At 71.6% G+C, this 24,197-nt stretch carries 29 protein-coding genes and 1 pseudogene; 14 read left to right on the forward strand and 16 right to left on the reverse strand.

Features of this window, described 5'->3' with window-relative positions:
• Positions 1-109: 109 nt before the first annotated feature.
• The gene (locus BX285_RS34505) at positions 110-1,207 is read right to left on the reverse strand and encodes a MerR family transcriptional regulator (protein WP_183107355.1); all 1,098 of its coding nucleotides are present in this window, start codon (positions 1,205-1,207) and stop codon (positions 110-112) included.
• A gap of 204 nt (positions 1,208-1,411) precedes the next feature.
• A complete protein-coding gene (locus BX285_RS34510; protein WP_259470958.1) occupies positions 1,412-2,263 on the reverse strand; it encodes a LysR family transcriptional regulator in 852 nt (283 codons plus the stop codon).
• An 81-nt stretch (positions 2,264-2,344) separates the two neighbouring features.
• Here BX285_RS34510 and BX285_RS34515 point away from each other — a divergent pair, with 81 nt between their 5' ends.
• The 3 genes from BX285_RS34515 (at position 2,345) to BX285_RS34525 (ending at position 3,777) form a co-directional block, all read left to right on the forward strand.
• A complete protein-coding gene (locus tag BX285_RS34515) occupies positions 2,345-2,839 on the forward strand; it encodes a cupin domain-containing protein (protein WP_179853147.1) in 495 nt (164 codons plus the stop codon).
• A 45-nt stretch (positions 2,840-2,884) separates the two neighbouring features.
• Positions 2,885-3,244 (forward strand): DoxX family protein, encoded by a 360-nt coding sequence (locus BX285_RS34520; protein WP_121179468.1) that lies wholly within the window; start codon positions 2,885-2,887, stop codon positions 3,242-3,244.
• A gap of 146 nt (positions 3,245-3,390) precedes the next feature.
• Positions 3,391-3,777, forward strand: coding sequence for a VOC family protein (locus BX285_RS34525; RefSeq protein ID WP_147465287.1), 387 nt, complete (start codon positions 3,391-3,393; stop codon positions 3,775-3,777).
• 122 nt (positions 3,778-3,899) lie between these two features.
• Here BX285_RS34525 and BX285_RS34530 read toward each other — a convergent pair whose 3' ends face one another.
• The 4 genes from BX285_RS34530 to BX285_RS34560 all read right to left on the reverse strand — a co-directional run bounded on the left by BX285_RS34530 (position 3,900) and on the right by BX285_RS34560 (position 7,984).
• On the reverse strand, positions 3,900-4,250 hold the full coding sequence (locus tag BX285_RS34530; RefSeq protein WP_183107338.1) for a neprosin family prolyl endopeptidase: 351 nt from the start codon (positions 4,248-4,250) through the stop codon (positions 3,900-3,902).
• Between the two features lie 16 nt (positions 4,251-4,266).
• Positions 4,267-6,534 carry a serine/threonine-protein kinase gene (locus BX285_RS37750; RefSeq protein WP_183107339.1) on the reverse strand — a complete coding sequence of 756 codons (2,268 nt, stop codon included), beginning with the start codon at positions 6,532-6,534 and terminating at the stop codon, positions 4,267-4,269.
• A 522-nt stretch (positions 6,535-7,056) separates the two neighbouring features.
• Complete coding sequence (locus tag BX285_RS34555) at positions 7,057-7,305, reverse strand: hypothetical protein (RefSeq protein WP_121179472.1); 249 nt, start codon at positions 7,303-7,305, stop codon at positions 7,057-7,059.
• Positions 7,280-7,984 carry a hypothetical protein gene (locus tag BX285_RS34560; RefSeq protein WP_121179473.1) on the reverse strand — a complete coding sequence of 235 codons (705 nt, stop codon included), beginning with the start codon at positions 7,982-7,984 and terminating at the stop codon, positions 7,280-7,282. Before BX285_RS34560 ends, BX285_RS34555 begins: the two co-directional genes overlap by 26 nt.
• Positions 7,985-8,093: 109 nt before the next feature.
• On the opposite strand from BX285_RS34560, the gene BX285_RS34565 reads away from it, so the two are divergent.
• The 4 genes from BX285_RS34565 to BX285_RS34580 all read left to right on the forward strand — a co-directional run bounded on the left by BX285_RS34565 (position 8,094) and on the right by BX285_RS34580 (position 10,217).
• Positions 8,094-8,528 (forward strand): Hsp20/alpha crystallin family protein, encoded by a 435-nt coding sequence (locus BX285_RS34565; protein ID WP_097240954.1) that lies wholly within the window; start codon positions 8,094-8,096, stop codon positions 8,526-8,528.
• A 332-nt stretch (positions 8,529-8,860) separates the two neighbouring features.
• Positions 8,861-9,265, forward strand: coding sequence for a DUF2267 domain-containing protein (locus BX285_RS34570; protein WP_097240953.1), 405 nt, complete (start codon positions 8,861-8,863; stop codon positions 9,263-9,265).
• Positions 9,266-9,323: 58 nt separating this feature from the next.
• A complete protein-coding gene (locus BX285_RS34575; protein WP_097240952.1) occupies positions 9,324-9,722 on the forward strand; it encodes a DUF2267 domain-containing protein in 399 nt (132 codons plus the stop codon).
• Between the two features lie 258 nt (positions 9,723-9,980).
• On the forward strand, positions 9,981-10,217 hold the full coding sequence (locus tag BX285_RS34580; protein ID WP_097240951.1) for a DUF6296 family protein: 237 nt from the start codon (positions 9,981-9,983) through the stop codon (positions 10,215-10,217).
• Between the two features lie 252 nt (positions 10,218-10,469).
• On the opposite strand, the gene BX285_RS34585 is transcribed toward BX285_RS34580, so the two are convergent.
• Together BX285_RS34585 and BX285_RS34590 are read right to left on the reverse strand one after the other, a co-directional pair.
• Positions 10,470-11,642 (reverse strand): S9 family peptidase, encoded by a 1,173-nt coding sequence (locus BX285_RS34585; RefSeq protein WP_259470959.1) that lies wholly within the window; start codon positions 11,640-11,642, stop codon positions 10,470-10,472.
• Between the two features lie 67 nt (positions 11,643-11,709).
• On the reverse strand, positions 11,710-12,072 hold the full coding sequence (locus BX285_RS34590; RefSeq protein WP_097240949.1) for a hypothetical protein: 363 nt from the start codon (positions 12,070-12,072) through the stop codon (positions 11,710-11,712).
• Positions 12,073-12,451: 379 nt separating this feature from the next.
• Between BX285_RS34590 and thpR the strand changes: the two genes are divergently transcribed.
• Entirely contained in the window at positions 12,452-13,033 is a 582-nt protein-coding gene (gene thpR, locus BX285_RS34595) for an RNA 2',3'-cyclic phosphodiesterase (protein ID WP_121179474.1), read from the forward strand.
• A gap of 245 nt (positions 13,034-13,278) precedes the next feature.
• Complete coding sequence (locus tag BX285_RS34600) at positions 13,279-14,175, forward strand: aminoglycoside phosphotransferase family protein (protein WP_398901815.1); 897 nt, start codon at positions 13,279-13,281, stop codon at positions 14,173-14,175.
• Positions 14,176-14,582: 407 nt separating this feature from the next.
• Here BX285_RS34600 and BX285_RS34610 read toward each other — a convergent pair whose 3' ends face one another.
• Together BX285_RS34610 and BX285_RS34615 are read right to left on the reverse strand one after the other, a co-directional pair.
• A complete protein-coding gene (locus BX285_RS34610; protein WP_220784022.1) occupies positions 14,583-15,203 on the reverse strand; it encodes a TetR-like C-terminal domain-containing protein in 621 nt (206 codons plus the stop codon).
• A gap of 61 nt (positions 15,204-15,264) precedes the next feature.
• Positions 15,265-16,335 carry a TlpA disulfide reductase family protein gene (locus BX285_RS34615; RefSeq protein WP_121179477.1) on the reverse strand — a complete coding sequence of 357 codons (1,071 nt, stop codon included), beginning with the start codon at positions 16,333-16,335 and terminating at the stop codon, positions 15,265-15,267.
• 373 nt (positions 16,336-16,708) lie between these two features.
• On the opposite strand from BX285_RS34615, the gene BX285_RS38925 reads away from it, so the two are divergent.
• Positions 16,709-17,008 carry a hypothetical protein gene (locus BX285_RS38925; protein ID WP_257033219.1) on the forward strand — a complete coding sequence of 100 codons (300 nt, stop codon included), beginning with the start codon at positions 16,709-16,711 and terminating at the stop codon, positions 17,006-17,008.
• Between the two features lie 314 nt (positions 17,009-17,322).
• Positions 17,323-17,469: pseudogene (locus BX285_RS38930) on the forward strand (transposase); the annotation flags it as partial.
• A gap of 38 nt (positions 17,470-17,507) precedes the next feature.
• Here the strand turns inward: BX285_RS38930 and BX285_RS34630 are convergent.
• Together BX285_RS34630 and BX285_RS34635 are read right to left on the reverse strand one after the other, a co-directional pair.
• Positions 17,508-18,563, reverse strand: coding sequence for an SMP-30/gluconolactonase/LRE family protein (locus BX285_RS34630; protein ID WP_147465288.1), 1,056 nt, complete (start codon positions 18,561-18,563; stop codon positions 17,508-17,510).
• 106 nt (positions 18,564-18,669) lie between these two features.
• Complete coding sequence (locus BX285_RS34635; protein WP_121179479.1) at positions 18,670-19,527, reverse strand: NmrA family NAD(P)-binding protein; 858 nt, start codon at positions 19,525-19,527, stop codon at positions 18,670-18,672.
• A 132-nt stretch (positions 19,528-19,659) separates the two neighbouring features.
• On the opposite strand from BX285_RS34635, the gene BX285_RS34640 reads away from it, so the two are divergent.
• Together BX285_RS34640 and BX285_RS37755 are read left to right on the forward strand one after the other, a co-directional pair.
• Positions 19,660-20,064, forward strand: a complete 405-nt coding sequence (locus tag BX285_RS34640) for a helix-turn-helix domain-containing protein (RefSeq protein ID WP_030557509.1) — start codon at positions 19,660-19,662, stop codon at positions 20,062-20,064.
• Between the two features lie 84 nt (positions 20,065-20,148).
• Entirely contained in the window at positions 20,149-20,307 is a 159-nt protein-coding gene (locus tag BX285_RS37755; RefSeq protein WP_179853144.1) for a hypothetical protein, read from the forward strand.
• 226 nt (positions 20,308-20,533) lie between these two features.
• On the opposite strand, the gene BX285_RS34645 is transcribed toward BX285_RS37755, so the two are convergent.
• A protein-coding gene (locus tag BX285_RS34645; protein ID WP_259470961.1) for an IS5 family transposase occupies positions 20,534-21,357 on the reverse strand; the annotation gives its coding sequence in 2 pieces (ribosomal slippage) (positions 20,534-21,037 and positions 21,040-21,357; 822 coding nt in all).
• Between the two features lie 440 nt (positions 21,358-21,797).
• Between BX285_RS34645 and BX285_RS34650 the strand changes: the two genes are divergently transcribed.
• A complete protein-coding gene (locus BX285_RS34650; protein ID WP_097240943.1) occupies positions 21,798-22,229 on the forward strand; it encodes a hypothetical protein in 432 nt (143 codons plus the stop codon).
• Between the two features lie 49 nt (positions 22,230-22,278).
• Here the strand turns inward: BX285_RS34650 and BX285_RS34655 are convergent, their stop codons facing one another.
• From BX285_RS34655 to BX285_RS34665, 3 genes are all read right to left on the reverse strand, one after another.
• The gene (locus BX285_RS34655; protein WP_121179480.1) at positions 22,279-22,629 is read right to left on the reverse strand and encodes a hypothetical protein; all 351 of its coding nucleotides are present in this window, start codon (positions 22,627-22,629) and stop codon (positions 22,279-22,281) included.
• Between the two features lie 102 nt (positions 22,630-22,731).
• Entirely contained in the window at positions 22,732-23,121 is a 390-nt protein-coding gene (gene gcvH / locus BX285_RS34660; RefSeq protein WP_121179481.1) for a glycine cleavage system protein GcvH, read from the reverse strand.
• 461 nt (positions 23,122-23,582) lie between these two features.
• On the reverse strand, positions 23,583-24,131 hold the full coding sequence (locus BX285_RS34665; protein ID WP_121179482.1) for an ester cyclase: 549 nt from the start codon (positions 24,129-24,131) through the stop codon (positions 23,583-23,585).
• Positions 24,132-24,197 lie beyond the last annotated feature (66 nt).

Below are 24,197 nucleotides of genomic sequence, written 5' to 3' on the forward strand. Positions count from 1 at the left end.
GGCCGCGCTGGGCCGGGTCCGGCCGGAGGAGCGAGCAACGAACGCAAGCGTGTTCTCGTGGCCGGCGGGCCGTCCAGGAGCCGCCATGACACTGACGCTGGCACGCGGTTCAAGCTATGAGCAGGCGGAGGCCGAGATCTGTCGCGTCGAGGTCGGCGAGGTGGCTGTTGCGCTCGGCCCACCGGCCGGATTCGAGGTCGTCGCCAAGGCTTCGTACCGCCCGCTGCTCGGCCTCCGGCCCGACTCTCGTCCACACCGACGTCGCACGGCGCACGGGATCCTCCAGATACGCCTCCGGGCGGCGCCAATAAGCCTCGAACAGGCCGTCAGCGCAGTCCCACGGGATGGGCACCGGCTCAGCGCGGGCGCCGATCGCGTCGGCCATCCCGGCAAGCGAGGGAAATCCTGTGAGAACGGCGGCGAACTCGGGCAGGTAGTCGCGGGTGAGCCAGAACCGGTCCTGCCACCCGGGCTCGTCAGTGTCGAACGTGAGCACCAGCACACGGCGGGCCACGCGCCGCATCTCGCGCAGCCCCGCTATCGGGTCCCCCCAGTGGTGAACGGTGGAGACGGCCATCGCGACGTCGAAAGAGTGGTCCTCGAACGGCAGGCTCTCCGCGGCGGCGGCCACGCACGGCGCCGAGCCGGCAGGCCGCTGCCCTCGCATGACCGCCGATGGCTCCACCGCCGTCACGTCGCGATCAACGGGCTCGTAGGAGCCGGTGCCGGCCCCGACGTTCAGCACCGTCTGCGCGTCCCCGAGCGCGTCCCAGATCTGCGCGGCGATGCGCGGATCGGTACGCCGTGTCGCGAGGTAGGCGCCGCCGATCGCGTCGTACAGCCGTGCACCGAGCATCTCCAGTTGCTCCTCCGGTGTCACCTTCAGTCCCTTCGCTCGTGCCTCAAGTTCCCTGTCGATGGCCGCCACCATGGCGTCAGCACGATCACGCCGCTCCAGCTGCAGGCCACGCAGTCGGCGCAGGTGCGCGACCGCGTCGGTGGACGGGTCGTCGACCAGTTCCGCTACTTCCCGCAGCCCGAAACCCAACCGCCGATAGGCCAACACCTCCCGCAGCCGCTCCACATCGCCCGCCGAGTAGGCCCGGTACCCGGCCACGGTCCGCGCAGACGGTCGGACGAGCCCGATCTCGTCATAGTGATGCAGCGTGCGGACGCTCACGTCGGCGAGCTCGGCCACGCGTCCCACGGTCCAGTGATCATCCACGGCACCGACTATGCAGCCTGACGCCACGTGAGGGTCAAGAGCCTCACTCCGGACCAAACGGTTGTGGAAGCTTCGTTGAGGACCGGCGACCCTCCACGCACTCCGCAGGAACCGCATCGCCTCGACACCGCCGAGCACCGGCAGCACCGGCAGCACCGGCAGTGCTGGCAGGACCGGTTGCCGCGCTCAGTGCCGGTAGGCGGCTGTCGCGATCTCGATGAAGGACCGGATCAGCGGGTTGGCGTCGCCTTCGTTCCACACCGCCACCACGCGGCTGGGCGCCATGTCGGTCAGCGGTACGACCGCCAACTCCGGGGGCAGCTCGTGCCCGAGCGGGGCGAGGCCGACCGTGCCGTTCCACAACACGGCGTGCAGGCACTCCTGGACAGCGCGCACCACCGGGCCCTCGCGCGGCGTGCCGCCGTTCCAGTACGCCTGCCAGAGGGGGTCGGTGCCCGGCGGGAACCGGAACCACCGGCGGTCGCCCAGCTCGGCCAGCCGCAGCCGGTCACGGCGGGCCAGCGGATCGTCGGCACGCAGGACCACGCCGACCGGATCGGTTCGCAGCACACGCACCGTCAGGGCGGTCTCGTCGAACGGCGCCCGGGTCAGGGCGACGTCGACCAGTCCGGCGCGCAGCCCGCAGGTCGGGTCGGTCAGATCGGTGTCGCGGATGCGGATGTCGATGCCGGGGTGGGCCCGGCGGTAGGCGGCGGCCAGCCTGGACACTCCCGGGTCGGTGCCGTCGCCCAGGATGCCGACGGTGATGGTCGCGGCGCCGGCCGCCGAGCTCATGCGTGCACGGACGCGGTCGGCGTGGTCGAGCAGGGCCCGCGCCTCGTCGAGCAGCACCGCGCCCACCGGGGTGAGCGTGACGCCGGTGGGCGAGCGGGCGAACAGCAGGGCCCCGACATCGGCCTCCAAGCGCTTGATCGCCCGGCTCAGCGGCGGCTGGCTGATGTGCAGTCGGGTGGCGGCGCGGCCGAAGTGGAGTTCCTCGGCGACAGCCACGAAGTAGCGCAGGGTCCGTAGCTCCACGCTGCAACGATACCCACCGGGTATCGGCGCCGCGGGACGGGTCTTGGACACCGGTGGACCCTCGGGGGTGCACTGGTGACCATGACCGAAGAAGCAGCAGCCGACGCGCCGCAGGCCCGCCCCGCCGTCTCGGTGGTGCGCCCCGGCGAGGGCGAGACGATCGTCCTGGGCACCACGCGCATGCGCGTCCTGGAGGACGGCAGCCGCACCGGACACCGCCTCGCGATCGCCGAGTCCGTCCTCGCCCCGCACACCCAGGGACCGCCGCAGCACCGCCACACCCAGCACGACGAGGGCTTCTACATCCTCTCCGGGACCGTGCGGTTCACCGTCGGGGACGAGGACCACGACGCCCCCGCGGGCACACTCGTGATGGTTCCGCCCGGCACCCCGCACACCTTCGCCAACCCGACCGACCAACCCGCCGTCATGCTCAGCACCTTCACCCCAGACCTGTACGTGCAGTACTTCCGGGACCTCCAGGAAACCCTCGCCGGCGGCCGGCCGCTCACGCCCCAGGCCAACATCGACGCGATGAGCCGCTACGCCACCGTGCCCGCCACCGACCTCGCCTGAAGCAGTCGACGGTTGGTGTGAACCGCTGACCCATGAACGGGAACCATGAACCTCGCCTACTGGATCGTCGCGGGGCCGCTCGCCCTCTTCTACCTCTACGCGGGCACGCTGAAGCTGACCCGCAGCCGCGACCGACTGCGACCGATGATGGGCTGGGTCGACCGCATACCCCTGCCCGCCCTCAGAGCCCTGGGCACGGTCGAACTGCTCGGCGCGGCCGGTCTGATCCTGCCGCCGCTGACCGGCATCGCGCCCCCGCTGGCGGCGGCCGCGGCCGCCGGCTTCGTCCTCCTCCAGGCCGGCGCGATCGCCGTCCACCTGACCGGCGAAGACCGCCGGATCGCACTCAACCTCGGGCTCACCGCCACCGCGGCGGCAGCCGTCTTTCTGGCCACCAGGCTGTGACCGAGCACAGCCCTCGACCGACGGATACCACGCTGTGAGGGGCCGACAGATCACTCTCGCACGAGGCGAGTTGGCGGGATCGTGGCGATCTCCCGGTCGACCAGGCCGATCGGCCCGTGTCGGTGCGAGGCCCTAGGGTGGGCGCCGTGGACGAGTTCGAGTACGCGGTACCGATCCTGCCGAGCCGGGATCTGGACGAGACCTTGGAGTTCTACTCCCCTCTGGGCTTCGAGCCGCGCGGGCGGTGGGACGGAGAGGACGGCTACCTGATCGTCGTCCGGGGCACGATCGAACTGCACTTCCGTCACGACCCCGGAGTGGACCCGCTGGCCACGGCCGGCAGCTGCTACCTGCAAGTCCGCGACGCGGACGCGCTGTACGGCGACTGGGCGCGGCTCGGCGTGCCCAGCGACCTGGCCACCGGCAGCCGGCTGACGCCGCCCACCGATACCGCCTACGGGATGCGGGAGTTCGGGCTGGTCGACCGCAGCGGCAACCTGCTGCGGATCGGCAGCCCGTACCGATCGCGCTGAGAAGCGATCCCGACCCGCCGACCGCCACCTTCGTGGTGCGGGCGGCTGACGCCCACCGACCACTGGCCGAGGTGGCCTGCGGGGACCGGCCGCCTCGGCCACCCTGAGCTCGATCGGTGGTGTCAGCAGGGGCTGCCGCCCGGACCGCCGAAAAACAGGTAGGTGCCCCAGTCGAACGACGACGAGTTGTTGGTGATCTGGACCGAGTAGCACGATCCGGTGACCGATCCCGCCTCCGCCAGAGTCGCGGACACGGCGCCGCCGCCCAGCGGATTGACCGCCGCCGCCCGCTGGTACGCGGCTTGGCCGAAGCCTGCCGAGGCGTGTTGTCCTGAACCCATTGAGGGCCAGAAGGTGAGGCTCGATCCGACCTCGCCGCCGAATTTGGCCCGGGTGGCTCCGGTGGTCAGCGGCCCGTTGTTGAACCATGACAGCGGAAAACAGCCGATCGGATTGTCGTCGAAACCCACCACCAGGCCGTCCTCGGCCCTACTGGCTACCGGGCTTCACCCGCAGGGGGGCCAGGGAGTCCAGCACGCGCTTCGTCAGGGCATCCGGCAGCGGGCCGTACATGAGGTTCTCGCCGGCCGCCTGGCCCGGCGCACTCAGCCCGTGGGCCAGGAAGTTGGTCAGGACGGCGGTGCCGGCGAAGGCGCGGTCGGCCCCGCCGTGGTCGCAGAAGCCGATGTAGCCGACGTCGACGATGGGGTAGCTGCCCGAGGCGGGCCTCGCGTAGTCGATCGTGACCGTCAGGTTGGTGCCCGTGCCCTGCACCGAGCCCCCGGCGGCCATCATGCTTGCGGAGTGGGGGGTGAGTTCCACCGCCTCGGAGCCGCCGGTCCTCACCTTGGCCTTCTGGAGGGCGCCGGCGTCCGGGAGCGGCACGAAGGACATGGACCACTGGGCCCCGGCGACGTACGCGGGGAGGTCGGACGCGTTCGTGCCGGACGCGGGCCGCGACTTGTCGGGCCACGCCCGGCCCGGCTGGTACGGGAAGTCGGCGGGCGCCGCCTTGGCGAGGTACTGGGTGAAGATGGCGGTGGACGCCGACTCGTTGCTCGGGATCCGCACGTCGATCGGCGTGTCCGGCAGGTTCCAGATCGAGTTGAGCGCCTTGATCGCCGGGTCGTTCCACTTGGTGATCTTGCCGGTGAAGATCTTGGCGAGCGTGGGGGCGTCGAACTCCAGCCCCTTGAGCCCGGGCGCGTTGTAGACCACGGCGATCGGCAGCACGGTGACCGGGATCTGGGAGGCGTAGCCGGTGGGGCAGTGGCGGCCGACGACGGACCGCTGATCGGCCGTCATGGGGGAGTCCAGGGCGACGCCGTCGGACTTGAAGGTCGCGTACTGGTCCATCACGGTGCCGCTCGCGGGGCCGTTGAAAGTGATCCCGGCGCCCGGGCACTCCTTGGCGTAATCCGCCTGCCACTGCTTGACGAGGGCCACCTGCAGCCCGTCCGCGCCGACCGCCTGCTTGCCGTCGGGGCCGCAGGCGGAGGCGGCGGTCGTCGCCGTCACCGAGGAGGACGGGCCGGGGTTCTGGCCGTGCGCCGGCTTGTCCGGGGCGCGGTCCTGCCAGGCGAGGAAACCCAGGGTGCCCGCCGTCGCGACGACCACCGTGGACAGTGCTGAGCCGATCAGCACACCCTTGCGCCTGCGAGGGCGCGTGTTGGCGTCGGCGAGGGACGGGCGGGTGGAGGGGGCCGCCATGTACGAGGGGACGACCGGTGGGACCGGGCCCGTCGGCGCTGCGGCCTCGGCGGGCGCAGTGGCCGGCGTCGCGGTCGGCGCCACGGTCGGCGTCGCGATCACCGGAGCCGGAGGAGCCACCGCCGCGAGCAGAGCCGCCGGGGCCGTAGGCGTGGGCGCCACCGGACCGGCCGCCGCCGGACCGGCCACCGCCGGGGCCGCCGCCGTCGGCGTCACCGGCCCCGTCCGAAACCGAACCGTCCGATGCCGCTCACCCTGCGCAGCAAGCCCCAACAATCGCTCCACCGTGGGCCGTTGCTCCGGATCCTTGGCCAGGCAGGCGGCCACCAGCGGACGCAGCTCCGCCGCGAGCCCGGTCAGGTCCGGCTCCTCGTACACCACCCGGAACCCCACCGCATGCGAGGAGTCCGCGCCGAACGGCCCGTGCCCGGTGGCCGCGAAGGCGAGCACCGAGCCCAGCGCGAACACGTCCGTGGCCGCCGTCGCCGTACCACTGCGGAACTGCTCGGGCGCCATGAACGGCGGGGTGCCGACGGCCACTCCGGTGCTGGTCAGCTGGGTCTCGCCGGCGGCCTTGGCGATGCCGAAGTCGATGACGCGCGGGCCGTCCTCGGCGAGCAGCACGTTGCCGGGCTTGAGGTCGCGGTGCACGAGCCCGGCGCGATGGATCTCCCGCAGCGCCTCGGCCAGCCCGGCGGCCAGCCTGCGAACCTCGGGCGGGGTCAACGGGCCCTGGCCGGAGACCCGTTCTCCCAGCGAGGGACCGGCGATGAAGAGCGTCACCAGCCAGGGAGCCGGCGCGTCGGCGTCCGCGTCGAGCACGGGCGCGGTGAACGCCCCGCTGACCTTGCGCGCGGCCGCGACCTCCTGCCGGAACCGGGCCCGGAACTCGGCGTCCGCGGCCAGCTCGGGCCGGATCACCTTCACCGCCACCTGACGCCCGGACACCGACCGGGCGCGGTACACCACACCCATCCCGCCCGCGCCGAGCCTGCCCTCCAGGAGGTACCCGCCGATCTCTCGCGGATCGTTCTCCAGCAAGGTCACGTCCCGACCCCTCCCCCCGGCATGATCGGCCACCTGGCCGACCGGCCCAGCTTAGTGGGGCACCCGTTCACGAACCGACGGCAGCCCTCGATAACCGCAGGTCCACCCGCTGCTCGACCGTGCCGAGGCCGAACCTGCGGGTGGGACGGGTACCCGGCGGATGTCGTGTGAGGGTGGCCCGGCGGCCGTCCGATCCGACGGGCATATCGTCCGCTCCATAGGCCGGCCGACACTGCACGGCCATCCTGCCGAACACCCCGAACGTCAACTTCACCACCGGCACCCACGCAGCCGACACGGTCGACACGGCCAACGCGGCGCTCAACTGCCGCCCCGACGGCAGAGGTTGGCCGCTCGCCCCCTGGACCCGGCCCACCACCCGTTGGGCAGCCGAGTCGGGAGGGTGCACGGGGCCGTGATCCGCGGGGCCGTGACGGGGGCCGACCCGTCGCGGCCCCGCCGCACGTGCCGAGGCCGGACGTGCCGGCCTGGCGGGCCGCCGCGCGCTGGCTCCCGGCCCTGTCAGGCCGGCCGGTTGTCCGGCGGTGTGGCCCGGGAGCTGCCCGGATCGGGGGCGGGCAGCGGCCAGGTGGGCCGGGTGAGCTGGTGGCGAAGGGCGTCGAGCCGGGCGAGGTGGGTGCCGAGGGCGGCGTTGACGGTGCTCGTGGTGGCGGCGACTCGGGCTTCGAGGTCGTGGATCCGGTCCAGGAGGTCCTGCCAGCGCTTCTCGGCGGCGGCGACGGGGTCAGGCGCGGCGTCGGTTGCTGTCATCGCGGAGCTGGGCGGTGTGATGGGTGAGGGCGTCGAGGCGGGTGGCGAGGTCGCCGTGGCCGGTGCCGAGGTGGGGGCGGATGGCGGCCAGGGGCGCTATGAGGTCGGCGGGGTCGGTGGCCCCGAGGGCGGCGGTCAGGGCGGCCTGGGCGGAGCGGGCGCCGGGGGCGAGCGTGGTCGTGGTGATCCGGGCGGCGAGGATCCGCAGCTCGGCGGCGTTGTCGCGGGCCCAGGCGGAGACCGTTCGGTCGGCGGCCCGGCGGTCGCGGACGGCCTTGACACGTTCGGCGCCGGTGCCGGCCTGCCGTGTGCTGCCGGCGGCGGGCTTGAGGCGCAGGTAGCGGTTCTCGGCGGCCTGGCGACTGGCGACGCCCATGGGGTGGGCGAGGTCGGCCCAGGTGGCGCCGGCTTCCCGCGCGGTCTCCACCAGGCCGGCTTCCCAGCCGGCGAGCTCGGTGCGCAGCTCGCGGAGCAGCACCAGGGCGGCCAGGGCCTGCTCGGGGCCTTCCTGCGCGTCGGGGCCTTCCTGCGCATCGGGGGCGGTCGAGGGCTGGGACGCGGGGTTCCGGGCGGTGCGGACGGCGTCGTCGATGGCGGCCAGCGCCGCCGCGGCCGCCAGGAACGAGGCGGGCCAGGCCGGCCGGGGACCGTCAGCGGCTCTGCGGGGCTTCTCACTCATGCAGTCACTCTATAGGCGACACGCGGACTTGTCATCGGATGGATGACGCGCTAGAAAGGTGTCAGGTGAAGCGCACTGGCACCCATTCGATCCATGGAGGTGTTTCGCGATGCTGCTGCGCACTGACCCGTTCCGCGAGCTGGACCGTCTGACCCAGCAGTTCCTGGGCAACACGGGGACCTGGTCGCGTCCGGCTCCGATGCCGCTGGACGCCTACCGCGCCGGCGAGGAGTACGTGATCTGCTTCGACCTGCCGGGGGTGGACCCGGAGGCGATCGACATCGACGTCGAGCGGAACATGGTGACGGTCAAGGCCGAGCGCAGGCCGCGCCACCAGGGCGAGGACGTGAAGTGGGAGCTGTCCGAGCGCCCGCTCGGCGTGTTCTCGCGCCAGGTCATGCTCTCCGACACCCTCGACCCCGCCGGGATCACCGCCGACTACGACGCCGGCGTGCTGACCCTGAAGATCCCGGTCGCCGAGAAGGCCAAGCCCCGCAAGGTCGCGATCAGCCACAGTGGCGACCGCAAGCAGATCCAGGCCTGACCCGCTCCCCGATGCCGTTGCGGCCGCCCCGATCTCTCCCCCCTCGATCGAAGGGGCGGCCGCAACACCCCCGACTGCCGGCCCCCGGCCGCCTGCGCCCGGGCCGGCCATGGCGACCGGGAAACGCCATGAACGGCCGGAACCTTCATCGTGCACCGGCGCGCGCCTGGTCCTGCACGGGCCGCCCACCCCGTCGCCAGGCTCCTCCGCCTCCCCGGCCTTACGAGCCTCACGGGCCTTGGCGGCTGCCTGGCCCCGGCCCGGCCCTCTGACCGCACCGCTCAGGCGACGCCCGGGCCCGGTCCGCTCCTCACCCACAAGGAGGACCCGCAGTGACTCTTCGATGGGAGGCGTTCCTGGAGGAGGTCCGGGAACGCGGTGAGTACGACACCCCGCAGGAGGCCGAACGCGCGGCCCGGGTCGTCCTGGCCCTGCTCGGCGCCCACCTGGTCGGCGACGTGCGCGCCGAACTGGCCGCCCGCCTGCCGGAGACCATGGCCCTGATCCTGCTCAACCCCCTGCAGGCAGCCGAACCGCTCGATCCCGAACGGTTCGTGCGCGCCACCGCGGCCTGGATAGAGGGCGCCACCGAGACCACCGCCGTGTGGGACATCGGCGCCGTCCTGTCCACGGTGGCCGACGCCGCCGGCGACGACCTCACCGGGCGCATCCTGCTCCAACTGCCGCCCGGCTACGACCTGCTGTTCGGACGCCCGACCGCAGGGACACGACCCTGACCACCCCGTACGCCGCCGCTGACCCGCCGGCGGCCAGCCCCTGGAAGGCCCCACGGTCATGACCCGCTACCGCCACCTCCTCCAGCAGGTCCGCAGCAGCGGCCGCTACCCCAGCGACGAGGAAGCCGAACGCGTCCTGGAGGCCGTCCTGGCCCTCCTCGGCTCCCAGCTCACCGGCGACGAACGCTGCGACCTCGCCGCAGTCCTGCCCGAACGGGCCCGGGCCGTCTTCGCCGCCCAGATCCCCCTGCCCCACCCCGTCACCGCCCCCGCCTTCGTCGAAGGCCTCGCCCACACCCTGGGCACCAGCCTCACCGCCGCCCGCTGGGACGCCTCCTCCGTCCTGGCCGCCCTCACCACCCTCACCGACGACCACCTCACCGACCGCCTCCTCGCCCACCTGCCCCGCGGCTACGCCCTGCTGTTCGGCCGCGCGGACCTGGCCGCCGTCGCCTGAAGCGGGATCCGGCCCGCGTACGCGGGACCAACGCCGGGCCGGGCCTTCGCCTTCGGCCGCGCCGCCTGGTGAACGGAGGCCACCGGCCTCTTGGCAGACCCGTCTACAAACACCCTTACCCCGGCCGGAAGGGAGCCCCCATGTCCCCCCCGTCACGGCACACGCTTCAAGGACACCGGTGTCCCCGCGCCACTGCTGCGGATCACCACGCCGCCCTGGCCGGCACCGAACCACGCACCGGATGAGGTGAGGCGACCGATGGACAGACCCCGGCGCTACGCCGTCACCCTGCCCGGAACCCCCGGCCGGCACGGGCCACCCGAGGTCCTCGTCGTCCACCCCACCGGCGAGTTCACCGCTGCCGGGGTGCCGGTGTACGCGGATGAGACGGGCACCTTCCGGGTGGCGATCGAAGGGGAGGCGGCGAGGCCGCTCACCGCGCTCCCGGGGCCCGGCCACCACCCCTGCCTTCACGCCGTGCCACTGCCCGGGTAGAACGCGTACCAGGCACCCATCGAGAAAGGCTCATGTCTTCCCAGCCGTCTGCGGTCTGTTCGGGCAGGTTCCCGTCCGCTGTTGAGAAGAGGCGGGAAGGCCGGTCAGGGAATCAGCACTGCGTCGCCGGCTCTTCGCCTTGCGTCTCTTCCGCGGCACGTCCGGTGAGAGCCTGGTCCGCTCGTGCTGCCCCCGCCTGCCTCCCTTCAGCCGGCACGAGCGCCGGGCAGCACCGCATGTGCTGTGGGCCGTTCAATGCCAGAGTTGATCGAAGGTGTGGATGGCCTGCTGGGCCGCCGGGGCGAGGGTGTTGGTGGTGGCGGGCGAGCCGGCCGGCTGGAGGAGGTGGGTGACGTCGGGGAGGGTGACCAGGCCGGGGCCGCCGGTGCCGGCCGACGTGAGGGCGTTGACGAGGGGGTCGGTGGTCGAGCAGGGCACCTGGGTGTCGGCGGTGCCGCAGGTCACCATGACCTTGGTGCCGGACGGCACCTTGGCCGCGACGTCCGGCGGGTACACCGCATCGTCGGTGCGGGCGAAGGCCAGGTTGGCGTTGAGGCTCTGGAACACCGTCGCGATCGGCCCGGGCAGGTCCGTGGTGTCGGCGGGGCTGCCGGCGCGGATGCTCGTCACCCCGTTGGTGACGGCGGTCTTGACGGTGGAGGCCTCGGCGGGGCCGAGCTGCCCGGTGGAGACGGCGGCGTCCACCTGCTGGTCCACCTGAAGGGTGACGAGGTCGAGCAGGCGCTCGTCCTGGGGCTCCAGGAGCGCCAGACCGGCGGGGGCGGGCTTGGCGTTCCGGTCGACCTCCAGGGCGATCAGGGCGCCCTCGCTGTGGCCGGCGATGAGGAGCTTCTGCGGGTCGGCACCGGGCTGGCCCGCGAGGAACTGGTAGGCGGCAGTGGCCTGTTGGACGAAGGAATTCAGGTCGAGGCTGCCCGGGTCGCTCGCGTGGACGCCGAGACCGGTCTGTCCGGTGCCGTACTTGTCGTACCGCAGGGTCATGATGCCGTCGTCGCCCATGAGCTGGGCGATGTCGGCGAGGGTGTCGGGCATCAGCTGCGGGGGCTGGTTGCCGTCGCGGTCCGTGGGCCCGCTGCCAGGCAGCAGCAGTGCGGCCGGCACCTTGGTGCTGCCGGAGCTCTGCGGGATGTGCAGGGTGCCGTAGGTGGTGGTGCCGTTGACGACGAAGGACACCTGGTGGTCACCCGGGACCGTGGGCGATCCGGAGGAGGACGGGGACGCCGAGGCGGTCGCCGGGGCCGACTCGACCAGCAAGGCGGCGGTGACGGCGGCGTGGCCGGCGGCCGGGGCGGACTCGGCCTTGTCGCCGGAACCGCAGGCGGTGGTCAGGCCCAGCGCGGCGAGCAGGGCGAGCGCGGAGGCCATCCGGACGGTCGGGCGGTTCGAGGGTGTGGACGGGCACATGGCTTCACTCCTGAGATCGGTTCAGTCCTGAGATCGAGAGCCTGCGGTCGACAGCGGGAGCCCGCGCTCACAGCGCCGCAGCCGCCCGGACCTGCGCGGCCACGGCCTCCGGGTCCGGCACGGCCACCAGGAGCACGTCGAATTCGGCCTCGCCCTCGGCAAGTTCGATGCGTACGGCCCGCAGACCCCGCTTCGCCAGGACGAACTGTCGTCCCTCGGCGGAACTCCGCCAGGTCCCGGCCTTCACGACGCCCGGAACGCTGGTCCCCGGCGCGCGCATGCCGTGCGCCGCGGTCAGCGGCTGGTCCTCCACCGACACCGAGCGGACGGCGGCCAGCGGCACGGCGATGTCGCCGTGCAGCGCCTCGACCCGCTCCCACGTCGTCAGGCGCACCGTCAGTCGGCCCGCCTCGGTCACGATCTCCGCCACGTTCGAACCTCCGCCGCAGTGCCAGGGGATCCACGGATTACCACCCGGTCGGCCGGGTGTGCGGCCTCGACACCACGCGACCACCCCTGCGGCCCATCGAGTGGAAGGGCCCACCCGCTCGCCACCGCTGCTGGATCGTCCTGCCGGGCCGCCGAGTCCGCTGATCCACGGAAGCCGAGCTGCCCCTGGCCACTCGGCCGGCGTTCAGGATCGGCTGGGTCCGCGGAGCGCCGGCCGACCAGGGCTAGGGGGGCTGCGGGGCTGTCCATCGGGTTCGAGCGCCGTGAAGCGGCGATCTGCGAGCAATCTTCGAGCGACCTCGGCCGTTGCTCGCAGCCCCGCCTCCGCCGGGGCATGCGCAGGGTGCTAGAAATCCTTGGTGGACGTTCCCCCCGAACCTTCGACCCTCCGTGTCTTCGTGGCCCTGGCTCCGCCCGACGACGCCAAGGACGAGTTGGCCCGCTTCCTGCAGCCCGCTTACGCCAGGTACCCGCGGCTGCGGTGGAACCGGATCGAGGACTGGCACATCACCCTGGCCTTCCTCGGCGAACTGCCCTCCACGGCAGTGCCGTTGCTCCGGTCGGTGCTGGCCGGCCGGGCGGCGTCGCACCCCGCCCTGCAGCTGCGCCTGCGCGGGGGCGGCCACTTCGACGAGCGACTGCTGTGGAGCGGGATCGACGGAGACCTGGAGGGACTGCACCTGCTCGCCGCCGATGTCCGGGAGCAGGTCAGGTCCTGCGGGATCGAGTTCGGCGACCGCCTGCTGCGGCCCCATCTGACTCTCGCGCGATCCCGTCGCGACGATTCCACCAGCGTGCCGCAGGCTGCGGCCGGGCTCACCGGGTTCGTGGGCCGCCCGTGGCGGACCGAGCGTCTCCACCTGGTCGGCAGCAACTTCGGTCGCGGCCCCGGGCCGATCCGCTACCGCGACATCGAGGCGTGGCGATTCGCCACGACCTGATCGGCGCGAGTCTCGCTCTCCGCTGCCAGGGCGTCTTCTGGAACAAGCTCTGTCCCTGTATGCGCGCGGGATGTCGGTTCGGGACAACCGCTCCCACCTGGCCGGGATCCCCGGGATCGAGGTCAGTCCGGACCTGATCAATCCGGTCGGGTGGGGAAAACCGGTCGACAGGCCGGCCCGCGACGCACTGTGATGGCCTCACCTGCTCGCCGCACGGGGCGGGCCGACTCCAGGAGTTGCTCTTGGTGACCGAGACGATCGCGGACACCCGCCCTGCGATTGATGCCGCACTGGTCAGGCGCCTGGTCGATGCGCAGTTCCCGCACTGGGCCGCACTGCCTCTGGAACTGCTCGATCCGGCCGGCTCGGACCATGTGATCTACCGGTTGGGCGAGGAGTTGTCCGTCCGCCTGCCCCGTCACCTCGGCGCCGTCGGGCAGGCCCGCAAGGAGTCCGAGTGGCTGCCGCGACTCGCCCCGCACCTGCCGCTGGCAGTCCCGGTGCCGGTGGGGGTGGGGGAGCCCGACTTCGGCTATCCGTGGCCGTGGTCGGTGTCCCGCTGGCTGGACGGCGAGGTGGCGAGCGTCGAGGCGCTGGCCGATTCGTCCGAGGCCGCCGTCGAACTGGCCGGCTTCCTGGATGTTCTTCAGCGGTTCGAGCCCGACCGGATCCAGGCTCGGGGGGCGCGCGAGGATCTCGCGGCCCGGCCGCTGGTCGCACGGGATCGGGCGACGCGGGCCGCCATCGCGGCGGTCGACGGCGTGTTCGACGGCGCGGCCATGACCGAGTTGTGGGACGCGGCGATCGGCGCCCCCGGATGGGATGGTCCTCCGGTCTGGTTCCACGGCGACTTCCACACCGGCAACCTGCTGACCGTCGACGGCCGCCTCAGCGCGGTCATCGACTTCGGCGGGCTCGGCATCGGGGATCCGGCCTGCGACATGATGATCGCCTTCACCCTGATGTCGGCCGGCAGCCGGGCCGCTTTCCGCGCCGCGCTCGGCGTGGACGACGCTACCTGGATCCGAGGCCGCGGCTGGGCCCTGGCCACGGCCCTCAATGCCTACACCTGCTACGCCGCCGTCAACCCTGGGGTCGCCGCGCAGACCACCCGTCAGATCACGGAGGCCCTCATCGGGTAGGCACCCGGGGAGGGGTACACCGGTTCACGGGGTGTGCGTGTCGTGTTCGGCTTCCGAGGCGGCGACTGTGCTGCTGTGGCGGAGGCTTGTCCCGGCGCCGATCGACGGCCACGGCCAGGCCGACACCGACCGTGCAGCAGCTCGGCGGTGCGGTGCCACCACCACGACCCGTCCCGCACACACGCCCCATGCACGAACACGACCCACATCGCTGCCTCCACCTCGGCCTTGGCTGCCTTTCGACCGACGGCAGGACACCCCCTGCTGGTGGCCCGGCCGCCATGCCTGAATGCCGGGAGACCGGTTCATCGTCCGGGTCCGTCCCACACTCAGGACCTACCGGGGTCGGGTGTGCCGCCGGGCGCCGGTTTGTGGGCGCCTGGCGGCGCTGCGGTGGCGGGTGGTGTTCAGGGCAGGAAGGGTGAGAGCGCGGCGGCGGTCGTGGTGCGGAAGCGTTGTTCGCCCAGCGGGGCCGGGAAGTGGCCGCCGCGTTCGAGGCTGATCACTCCATGGGCTGCCGCCCACAGGACGTCGGTGACCTCGTCGATGTCGGCGTCCGCCCGCAGCGCGCCGGCCCGGACGCAGTCGCGGGCCGCTTCGCGCAGCACGTCCAGGCTGGCTGCCGCGCCCGCGCGGGCTTCTTCGTCCGGTGTGAAGCCGGGTACGGCCTCGCCGAACATGATGCTGTAGAAGTTGGGCTCGGCCAGGGCGCCCGCGCGGTAGGCGCGTCCGAGGGCGGCCAGGTAGTCGGCGGGGGCGCCGCCCTTGGGCACGGCGTCCAGGCGGCGGCGCAGCCGCGCGAAGCCCTCGTTGTAGAGGGCCGCCGTGATGCCGTCCTTGGAACCGAAAAGCCGGTAGAGGACGGTGGTCGAGCAGTCGGCGGCGGCGGCCAGGCGGCGCATGCTGAGCGCGGCCGGGCCCTCGGCGGCCAGAAGCGCGGCGGCGGTGTCGAGCACGGCGGTGCGCAGGGCGGCCTCGCCCTGGGCCTGCGCCCGGGCGAAGACGCCGGTGGGGGAGCTGGCGGGCATGGGCATGGATCCTCCGGCGGCGGTGGCGGTTGTCGTCGTTCGTCTTCTGCGGCGCGCGTCTCTACTGCCGGTCCGGCAGCGGCCGGTAGATCGGTATGCCGGCTTCCTCCAGGGCGGTGCGCCGGGCGAAGTACTCCTCGCCCATCGGGTCCACGCCCAGCAGCGGCATCGCGCTGCGCCAGGTCGTCACGTCTTCGGGGGCCAGCTGCGCGGCTGCCGCGAAGTGCCGCTGCGCCGCCTCGTGGTGGCTGTGGCGCAGCAGCCACAGGGCCAGCGCGGCGTGGGTGCGGGCGAGCTGCTGGCGGGGGTCGGCAGGGCGGGTCAACTCGGCGACGGCGTCCGGGTGCAGGCCGGTGTCGTCGGTGGTCACCCAGCGCCGCAGCGCGTGGAGCGTCTTCGCGGAGTCGAGTCCGCTCATGGAGCGGAAGAGGTCGGTGGCGAACTGGGTGTCGTTCGGCCGTACGATCCGTCCCTGCTCGTCGATCCACACCACGGTCGGGACGTTGAGCAGCTGGTACAGGTCGGCGACCCGTCCGTCGACGTCGACCAGTGCCGGGTGCGTCGGCGCGGCCTCGGCGATCCACGGTGCCGCGTCCTCGATCCGCCGGTCCACGGCGACGCTGACCACCGAGAACCCCTCGGCGGCCAGCGCCGCGTGCTGGCGCTGCCACTCGGGCAGGTCGTAGCGGCAGCCGCACCAGGATGCCCAGAACACCAACGCGACCTTTCGCCCGCGCAGTTCGCTCAGCGAGTGCCCCACCCCGTGGACGTCCGGCAGCGTGAAGCCGGGCGCCTGACCGGCCGCCAGCGCCGCCGACCGCTCGGCCGCCGACACCCCCACCGCCATCACGCGGGCCTGCGGCTCCACCACGACCGGCCGCCCCAACAGCCGGGCGAATCCCGTGACTTCGAGCACCTGCCCGCCGTCCTTCGCCAGCCCGGCCACCGCCGCCTGCGGAACGCACACGTCCCCCCGGCACCACCCCTGCGGCTTGCGCACGAACCCGAGCGCCTTCTCGACCTGCGCCGCTGCCAGCCACACCTGTGCCCCGGCTCCCGGCTCCTGCGTCAGCTCGCCCGTCACGACGGCCTCGCCGTGGTCGTCCACAACGGTCAGCTCGGTGGTGCTCACGATGTCCCCCCGTGGTCGCGGGTGCGCCTGCGGGCGCGCCCCGTGGAATAACGCTGTGACTGGAAAATAACAGCGTTTTCCGCAGTGCGGCAACCCTCATCCATGCGGCCGCCGCCGCGCCGCGAGCCGCCGAGAGGCTTGCTCCGGCAGCTGACGAAAGGGATCCCGCAGCTCGTGCCCGCGCAGGAGAGGACGGGCGACCGCGGTGACGGGAAGCCCGATCCGGCCCGGGGCCGGATCGGGCACCCTCTCGCGGGCGGGCGGGCGGGTGTGTCCCTCGCGCCGTGGACCGGGGCTTCGGGCGGCGGGTGCTGCGCGGTCCGCGGGTAGCCGGATCTGGTCCTGGCAGGATGCGTGAGTGAAAAGATTCAGAATGCTGGCCTGCATCGGCCTGCTGGTTGCGCTCGCGGGGTGCGGCAGTAACGCGGCGGGTTACGCGGGGGCCTCATCCGACAATGAGACTGTGCAGGCGCCGGCTCCTGTGGGCACGAACTCGATCACTGTCCTGGTGATCTTCGTCGGTGGGCCCGCCGACGGTCGGACCGAGCGTCTGCCGCTGTCCCAGCTGGCAGGAGTCGCGATCTCCGGTGTGACCTATCGGAGCCGGCCCGGGCCGCCCCCGGAGGTGAAGAGCACTCCGCAGGGCCTGGCCCAGGTGATGCGGCCCGTCTGATCCGAACAGGCATCGCGGCGGTCGGACGAACGGCATTTCGGCCGGAGTTCACCGAGTGCCGTGCTCGGCCTCGGTGGCCTGGAGGCGGGAAGGACCCGGTGCCGGTCCCGATCGGCGTGAAGTGGAAGGTCAGCCGATCGGCGATGGCCGCGCCGGACTCCTCCCAGCCCTGGCCGTGCCACCCCTTGACCGGCCGGCTCCCCAGCCGGCTGCCGATCTTTTCGGAGGGGTGTGCCTTAGAACTCGTAACACGATCTTGGTGAGCGTTGCTGGTGGGGCATGACCGATGTGACGATTCGTCCGTTCGTGATGGAGTGAGCAACAAGCCGTGGATCGTGGACGACGAGCTGTGGGCCCGGGTCGAGCCGCTGCTGCCGGCCTGGCCGGAGCGGTCGCCGGGCCCTCGCCCGGTAGATGACCGGCGTTGCCTGCAGGGCACCCTGTTCGTGCTCTGCACCGGCAGCCCGCGCCGCGCGCGTCGGGCGTCCCCGACCGGGCCTCAGCGCAGCGGCAGGCTCTCGATGGTGAAGGCCGGGCTGGTCAGCGGTTCGCCGTAGAGGTAGGTGTCCATCTGGGAGTTGGTCACCAGCAGCCGGCCCCCGCTCACGGCGACGCCGGTGGTGGTGTCGGCGCCTGGGAAGGTGCGTTCGGAGACGACGACTGCCCGGGTGCTCCCGGCGGACAGTCGCAGTTCGGTGACCTCGTTGTTCACCGAACGCGCGACGTACAGGGTGTTTCCTTGCCGGACGATGCCGTCGGCGCTGGGCAGCGGCGGTGCGTCGATCATGCGAACACCGCCGGTGGTGAGGTCGAGCCGGTAGAGGGCGCCGCTGTACCAGTAGCCGATGATCAGCGACGTGCCGTCGGGGGCGGTGGTGATGCCGTTACCGTTGGACTGGCCGGCCACGTAGTCCGGCAGGTGGTAGGCCACCCGCAGGGTCCGGTGGGCGCCGGTGGCGGGGCCATCCACCTCGGCGGCCGGAATCCGGTAGACCACGGCGCGCAGCGAGTCGGTGATGTAGACGTCCCCGTTGGGAGCCACGGCCGCGTCGTTGACGAGGGTCTGTTCGCCGGTCTCAGGAACGGTGTAGGCCGCGACGAGCCTCCCGGAAGTGCTGTAGACGAAGAAGCGCCCGCTGAACGCGCCGGCGACCAGCAGGCGGTTTCCGGTGATCTTGATGCCGGCGGCCTGGGTGCGGCCGTCCTGGCCGGCCGGCAGGAAGGGTTCGAGCGTGGTCGCCCCGGGGCGTCCCCGGTAGACGGTGCCGTCGCCGATGCTGCTGGCGTAGACGAAGTGGCGGTCGGCCGCCACGCTTTCGGGGAACGCGCGGCTGCCGTCGAGGGTGATCGCCTGGTCGCCGTTCCCGCCCTGGGAGGCGTGGGCGGGGGCGGGGCCACCGGGGGTGGCGGCGGTCGCGGGAAGCGTGAACGCGGTCAGGGCCGCAGAGGTGGCGGTAAGGGTGACGAGCGCGCGCCGCCCCATGACGCGGACGGTCGTACGGGCGGACGCGGCGCGGGTGGACGCGGTGTGCGGGGGAACTGTGCGGGAGGACATGGTCGGCAACTTTCCGGGTGATGGCAGGGTCGTACACGGTCATGGAACGAGGGGTGAGCGCCCCCGCGGCGGTCCGGGCGCGACGGCCGCGGGGGCGAGCGGACGGTCAGCGCAGCGCGGCGGCGATAGCGTCGGACAGGGCAGTGGCCGGCCGGCCGATCAGGCGGCTGAGGTCGCCGGATCCCGTGTACAGCTCGCCGCGGCTCATCCCGAGGTCGGCGTCGGCGAGGACGTGCGCCAGTTCGGCGGGCAGGCCGACCCCGGTCAGCGCCTCGCTGAGCCGGTCCGCGGGCAGATCGGTGTAGGCGATCGGCTCCCCGGTGGCCGCCGAGACCGCCTCCGCCAGCTCGGCCAGGGTGAACGCCTCGTCCGCACCCAGCTCGTACACCGCGCCCGCGTGGCCCTCGGTGGTCAGCACGGCGGCGGCGGCCTCCGCGAAGTCGGCGCGTGAAGCGGCGCTGATCCTGCCCTTGCCCGCGGCTCCGATCACCGTCCCGCGCCGACGGAACAGGGGCAGTTGGGCGGTGTAGTTCTCCAGGTACCAGCTGTTGCGCAGCAGTGTGCTGGGGACCTCGCGTTCGCGCAGGTACTCCTCGGTGGCGCGGTGAGTGCGGGCCAGGATGCTGGTCGCCGTGTCGGCCTGCGTCATGCTCGTGTACGCCACCAGCGACACGCCGGCCGCCACTGCCGCGTCGACGGCCCGGCGGTGGTTGGCCGACCGCTCATCCACGGTGGTGGTGGACACCAGCAGCAGCCGGTCCGCTCCCTGGAACGCCGCCGCGAGGCTGTCCGGCTCCGCGAAGTCCGCCCGGCGCACCACGACGCCGCGGTGGCCGAGGTCTTCGATGCGTGCGGTGTCCCGTCCGGTCGCGACGATGTCCGCGGCCGGGACTCCGCGCCGCAGCAGCGCCTCGACGGTGAGCCTGCCCAACTGGCCTGAGGCTCCGGTGACGACGATGGACATGAGATCGCCCCTTCCTGCCGCGAACTCTCCTCGCGGCGTGACGAACCCCAGATTGACCTGATCACTCTCCATCGGTAAGTAGCCACTTGCTGGTAAGGTGACCACCTGCGGGAAAGTATCGAGGTGAGTGGAATGGCGACCGCCGAGAATGTGACGGAGCCCATGGCGTCATGGGACCCGTACACGCGCGGCTGCCCCTCGCGCGACCTGCTCGACCAGATCGGCAGCAAGTGGGCGGTGCTCGTGCTGGGAGAACTCGGCAAGCACGGAGCCTGCCGGTTCACCCGGTTGCGGCAGCGGCTGGCCGGAGTGAGCGAGAAGATGCTCACCCAGACGCTGCGCACGCTCGAACGCGACGGACTGGTCCGGCGGACCGTGTATCCCGAGGTGCCGCCCCACGTCGAGTACGACCTGACCCCCCTCGGTCAGACCCTGCGGGGACCACTGCGCGTACTCACCCAGTGGTCGGTGGAGCACGTCGGCGAAGTCCTTGCCGCACGTCAGGAGTACGACGTTCGCGCCGAGGGCACCGCCTGAGCCCCGCGCCCTACGGCCGCATCCACGCCGCGCAAGTCGCCGACATGACCTGCTCCCGGCCCGAACTCCTGGCGAGTACACGACGTGGAGCGTCCCACGACCGCTGGCTGCATCGACAACCAGGCGGGCATCCAGTGGACCGTGACCGACGCGTGGGTACCGGTGAAGACGCCCGCCGCACCGGAAGTCGTCCGCGGCAACAACATCAACTTCACCAAAGACATCGTCACCCCATACCAGTAGCACCGGCGCTGACTTCGGTGACGGCACCCAGAACTCGACGCTGTCCGGCGGCACCGTCACGCAAACCGCCGCCAACGGCGTCAATATCGGCGAGGCGGACGACTACCACCAGTCGTCGACGGCTCTGATGACCCTGAACGACACGGTCACCCAGAACAGAATCACTATGAGGGCAGCGAGATCCTGGTCAATGCCGTGAAAGTCAGGGACGGTAAACGTCTGGCGGTCACGGTCTGCGAGTCGGCTGAGCAGGCCGTCTGAGGCGCCGCCGGCAGATGGTCGCGCAGGCGAGTGATACGAGGGCTTCGTGCAGGTCGAGGCGCCATTCCCAGCGGACGGCGAGGCGCTTGAACTGGTGGAGCTGGGCGAAGGTCTGCTCGATGACGTAGCGGAGCTTGCCGAGGCCGATGATGTCGGGCTCGCCGCGGCGGGAGATGACGGGCAGGATCCGGCGTTTGCGCAGATCGCGGCGGTTGGGGTTGCTGTCGTAGCCCTTGTCGCCGGGCAGGGCGTCGGGGCGTTTGCGGGGGTGGCCGACGCGGCCGGCGACCTGTGGGATGCCGTCGACCAGGGCGAGGGTCTGGGTGACGTCGTTGACGTTGGCGGCGGTGGTGATCACGTGGAACGGGATGCCGCCGCCGTCGCTGATCAGGTGGTGTTTGCTGCCGGTCTTGCGGCGGTCGACCGGTGACGGGCCGGTGGCCTCGCCCCCTTTTTCGCGCGCACGTGGGAGGCATCCACGCACGCGCGCGTCCAGTCGATCAGCCCGGCCGCGTTCAACTCGGCCAGGAGTATGCGGTGCAGGGCCTCGAACACCCCTGCCTCCTGCCAGCGGCCGAGCCGCCGCCAGCAGGTCTGCCCGGAACCGAAGCCCAACTCCAGCGGCAACTGCCGCCAGGCGATGCCGGTGTAGAGCACGAACAGGGTGCCCTGCAGGCAACGCCGGTCATCTACCGGGCGAGGGCGCGGCGACCGCTCCGGCCAGGCCGGCAGCAGCGGCTCGACCCGGGCCCACAGCTCGTCGTCCACGATCCACGGCTTGTTGCTCACTCCATCACGAACGGACGCATCGTCACATCGGTCACGCCCCACCAGCAACGATCACCAAGATCGTGTTACGAGTTCTTATCGGCCAAGACCCGCTCGGACGTGATCCAGGACCGTCCGGAAGGCCCTCGACGAGCAGGATTACCGCCTGTACGACGAGCACCTTCCATCGGCCTCCACCAGCTTTACGACCCGCTCCCAGCCGTCGGATGTCCGTCTGTCTGCCGCCCGCCCCCGGAGCACTTCATTGTGCCCACCGGCGGGGACTGAATTCCGAATCGAATGGGCCGTCACTGCCGAATCCGGCTCACTGACGGCGCTCGGCTGGCGGAAAATCGCCTGGGTTGTCCGCAGGTTCTTCTGTAGCGTCTGGGCTTGCTGCCATGAGTGATTCGTCACCACTAATCGCAGGGCATCGATACCAAACCCACGTAAGGACCCTCATGAGACACCGAATCGCCACAGCGGCCGCGGTTACCCTGGCGGCCTCCCTGGCCGCCGTCGGCCTCCAGGGCACAGCCGCCCACGCGGCCGACACCTACTACTGCTCCACGCCGTTGAACCTCGGGCAGGGGATTTCCGTCGACGAGTGCATCCATCTCGGAGGCAACGGCTACTGGCAGCCGTACCTCCAGATCCACAACGGCTGGATCACAGTCCTGGGCCTCTCGAACGACAAGCAGTGGATCAACTCGGGTGGGGTTTACAACGCCTACAAGCCCATTCCCTACACCCAGGCACCGCCCGGCACCACGACGACGATCTGGGGAGCGTCCACCAACTGGCGGAATACCTGCTACGTCCAGGGGCAGGCTTTCGTCGATTTCCCTGGCCAGGCATACCAGTTGAATTCTCCCAGCGTAGAAGTCTGTTAGACCGCGTTCGAGATCTCGCTGAATGGCATGTAGACGTGCCGAGCCGACCTCAGGCGAAGGCGGTCTCCGCGAAGGAGAACCCACCCCGCTGGTGGTGGGGGAGAGCAAGCGGCAGCGAGTGCTGGGGTGCCTGCCGTAGGTACTGGCGGAATCCAGCAGCTCGGAACTTGAGCTCGAAGAGGTGGCTTTCGAGGTGCCAGTGCGGGTCGTCCCGGCTGTCTTCCCGGGCCGAGCGGCGTAAGCGGTCGATTTCGAGACTGAAAGGCATCCCGGTGAAGTCGAAGTCACCCTCGATGTCGCCCAGACGTCCTCGAACACGAGCGTGGACGGCGCGATCCAGAAGCTGACAGGTGAAGAGCACCGGCCCGGCGGTGGCCGACGAGGAGCCGACCGACCGCACAGGTGCACTGGTGGCGCCGGACCTGGCCCGGCCACCCCCGTGCCGGGTACCCGCCCGTCGCCCTGTCGTCACCGGGGCCGGGCCGGTGGCGCTGGGGGACGGCTACTCCATCGTGGTGGTGAGGGGCTTGTACTGCGCGGCCGTGAGCAAGTCGTTCAGTTCGTCGGTATTGGACAGGGTGATCTCGATCATCCAGCCGTCGCCGTATGGTTGTTGGTTGATCAGTTCGGGTTCGTCGTCGAGCTCGGGGTTCGCCTTGGTGATCGTTCCGGACACCGGCAGGAAGAGATCACTCACCGTCTTGACCGCCTCCACCGTGCCGAAGACGTCTTCGGCACGGAGTTTCTTTCCCACTGTGGGGATGTCGACGAAGACGACGTCGCCGAGTTGCGTCTGCGCGAAGTCGGTGATGCCCACACGGGCGGTGTTCCCCGTGACCAGGATCCACTCGTGGTTCTTGGTGTACTTGAGGTTTGTCGGGATGTCGGTCAATGGAGGTCTCCTCGCTGATGAAACGTCAGTTCGTAAGCCTGCTACAGGTCGAGTCTTTCCCCGCGATCCGCCACGGCCGCCATCCCAACGAGTGAACGCAGCAGCGGGCGGTCCGCCTGCTCGCGGCCCTCCTGGACGTGCCCCCAGAGCCGTACGCCGCCACGTCCGCGGCTCCCGCTGGCCCGCCGGCCGCAAGCTGCGCCAGGCGGTGAACCACCGCACGGAGGAGGAGTTCTGCCCCGTGCGCCTGGGTTGCGGAGCCGCTGGAGGCGGCCTGCGCGGCCAACACCGCGCTGTACCCGTGCTGGTCGTGCCGGAGTTCGATCGGTGGGGAGGAGGATTCGCTGCTGGAGCTGACCGAGCGGGCCGGCGCCGTCCGGCTGGAGGGCCCGCAGTGCGAGTGGGACCGCGCCGTCACCGGCGAGAGCACCCCAACCGGGGGAGGAACATGACCCGCCGAGTCAGGGACGAAATGCCCGGTAAGCCCGGGCCGCCCGGTCGCGGCGGGCCCGGCGCAGGGCCAGTCGCATGCGCAGGATGTAGCCGGGTGTCGGGGGAATCCAGTGCAGTTGGAGGGCCTGTCCGAGGTCGTCGCGATTGGCCCAGTGCTCGATCAGCCGCCCGTCGGCGACGCGGCACCAGTGGGTCTGCGTGACGGCAAACGTCCTCCCCGTCGCGGGGAACGCCCCGCTGGGGCGCGCGTGCTCGTCGTACGTGACGAACGTGCCGGTGTGGCGCCCCGACATGGTGGTGTGCAGGACCACGAGGTCGCCTTCGGTCACCGCCTCCTCGATCGTCCACCGCAGGTCGGAGTAGGCGGCGCGCAGCCACAGTGCGGTGGCGTGAAAGGCCTGCGGGCCGCGGCCCCGAGCTGCCGGTGGCTCGGCCCGGCTCTCGTGGTTGACGGCGTCGGGATGGACGAGCGCCTCGAACTCGGCGGGGCTGCCGTCGCCCATCAACTGCACGCAGCGGATCGCGACGTCGCGCGCGGTGAGCGGAGTACCGGTCATGAATCGTGCCCTTTCCCGGGATCGGTGACGCATTCCGCACTGTTGGGGGACGGCATTTCAACCGGC

Origin of the sequence: Streptomyces sp. 1114.5 (assembly GCF_003635085.1) — a bacterium.
Lineage (GTDB): Bacteria > Actinomycetota > Actinomycetes > Streptomycetales > Streptomycetaceae > Kitasatospora.

Bases quoted from the DNA above. Each gene is read 5' to 3' on its own strand.
- BX285_RS34515 (WP_179853147.1), top strand. From the start codon at position 2,345: ATGACCGAAGAAGCAGCAGCCGACGCGCCGCAGGCCCGCCCCGCCGTC.
- BX285_RS34520 (WP_121179468.1), top strand. From the start codon at position 2,885: ATGAACCTCGCCTACTGGATCGTCGCGGGGCCGCTCGCCCTCTTCTAC.
- BX285_RS34555 (WP_121179472.1), bottom strand. From the start codon at position 7,305: ATGACAGCAACCGACGCCGCGCCTGACCCCGTCGCCGCCGCCGAGAAG.
- BX285_RS34560 (WP_121179473.1), bottom strand. From the start codon at position 7,984: ATGAGTGAGAAGCCCCGCAGAGCCGCTGACGGTCCCCGGCCGGCCTGG.
- BX285_RS34565 (WP_097240954.1), top strand. From the start codon at position 8,094: ATGCTGCTGCGCACTGACCCGTTCCGCGAGCTGGACCGTCTGACCCAG.
- BX285_RS34575 (WP_097240952.1), top strand. From the start codon at position 9,324: ATGACCCGCTACCGCCACCTCCTCCAGCAGGTCCGCAGCAGCGGCCGC.
- BX285_RS34580 (WP_097240951.1), top strand. From the start codon at position 9,981: ATGGACAGACCCCGGCGCTACGCCGTCACCCTGCCCGGAACCCCCGGC.
- BX285_RS34585 (WP_259470959.1), bottom strand. From the start codon at position 11,642: ATGTGCCCGTCCACACCCTCGAACCGCCCGACCGTCCGGATGGCCTCC.
- BX285_RS34610 (WP_220784022.1), bottom strand. From the start codon at position 15,203: ATGCCCGCCAGCTCCCCCACCGGCGTCTTCGCCCGGGCGCAGGCCCAG.
- BX285_RS38925 (WP_257033219.1), top strand. From the start codon at position 16,709: ATGCTGGCCTGCATCGGCCTGCTGGTTGCGCTCGCGGGGTGCGGCAGT.
- BX285_RS34630 (WP_147465288.1), bottom strand. From the start codon at position 18,563: ATGTCCTCCCGCACAGTTCCCCCGCACACCGCGTCCACCCGCGCCGCG.
- BX285_RS34635 (WP_121179479.1), bottom strand. From the start codon at position 19,527: ATGTCCATCGTCGTCACCGGAGCCTCAGGCCAGTTGGGCAGGCTCACC.
- BX285_RS34640 (WP_030557509.1), top strand. From the start codon at position 19,660: ATGGCGACCGCCGAGAATGTGACGGAGCCCATGGCGTCATGGGACCCG.
- BX285_RS34650 (WP_097240943.1), top strand. From the start codon at position 21,798: ATGAGACACCGAATCGCCACAGCGGCCGCGGTTACCCTGGCGGCCTCC.
- BX285_RS34665 (WP_121179482.1), bottom strand. From the start codon at position 24,131: ATGACCGGTACTCCGCTCACCGCGCGCGACGTCGCGATCCGCTGCGTG.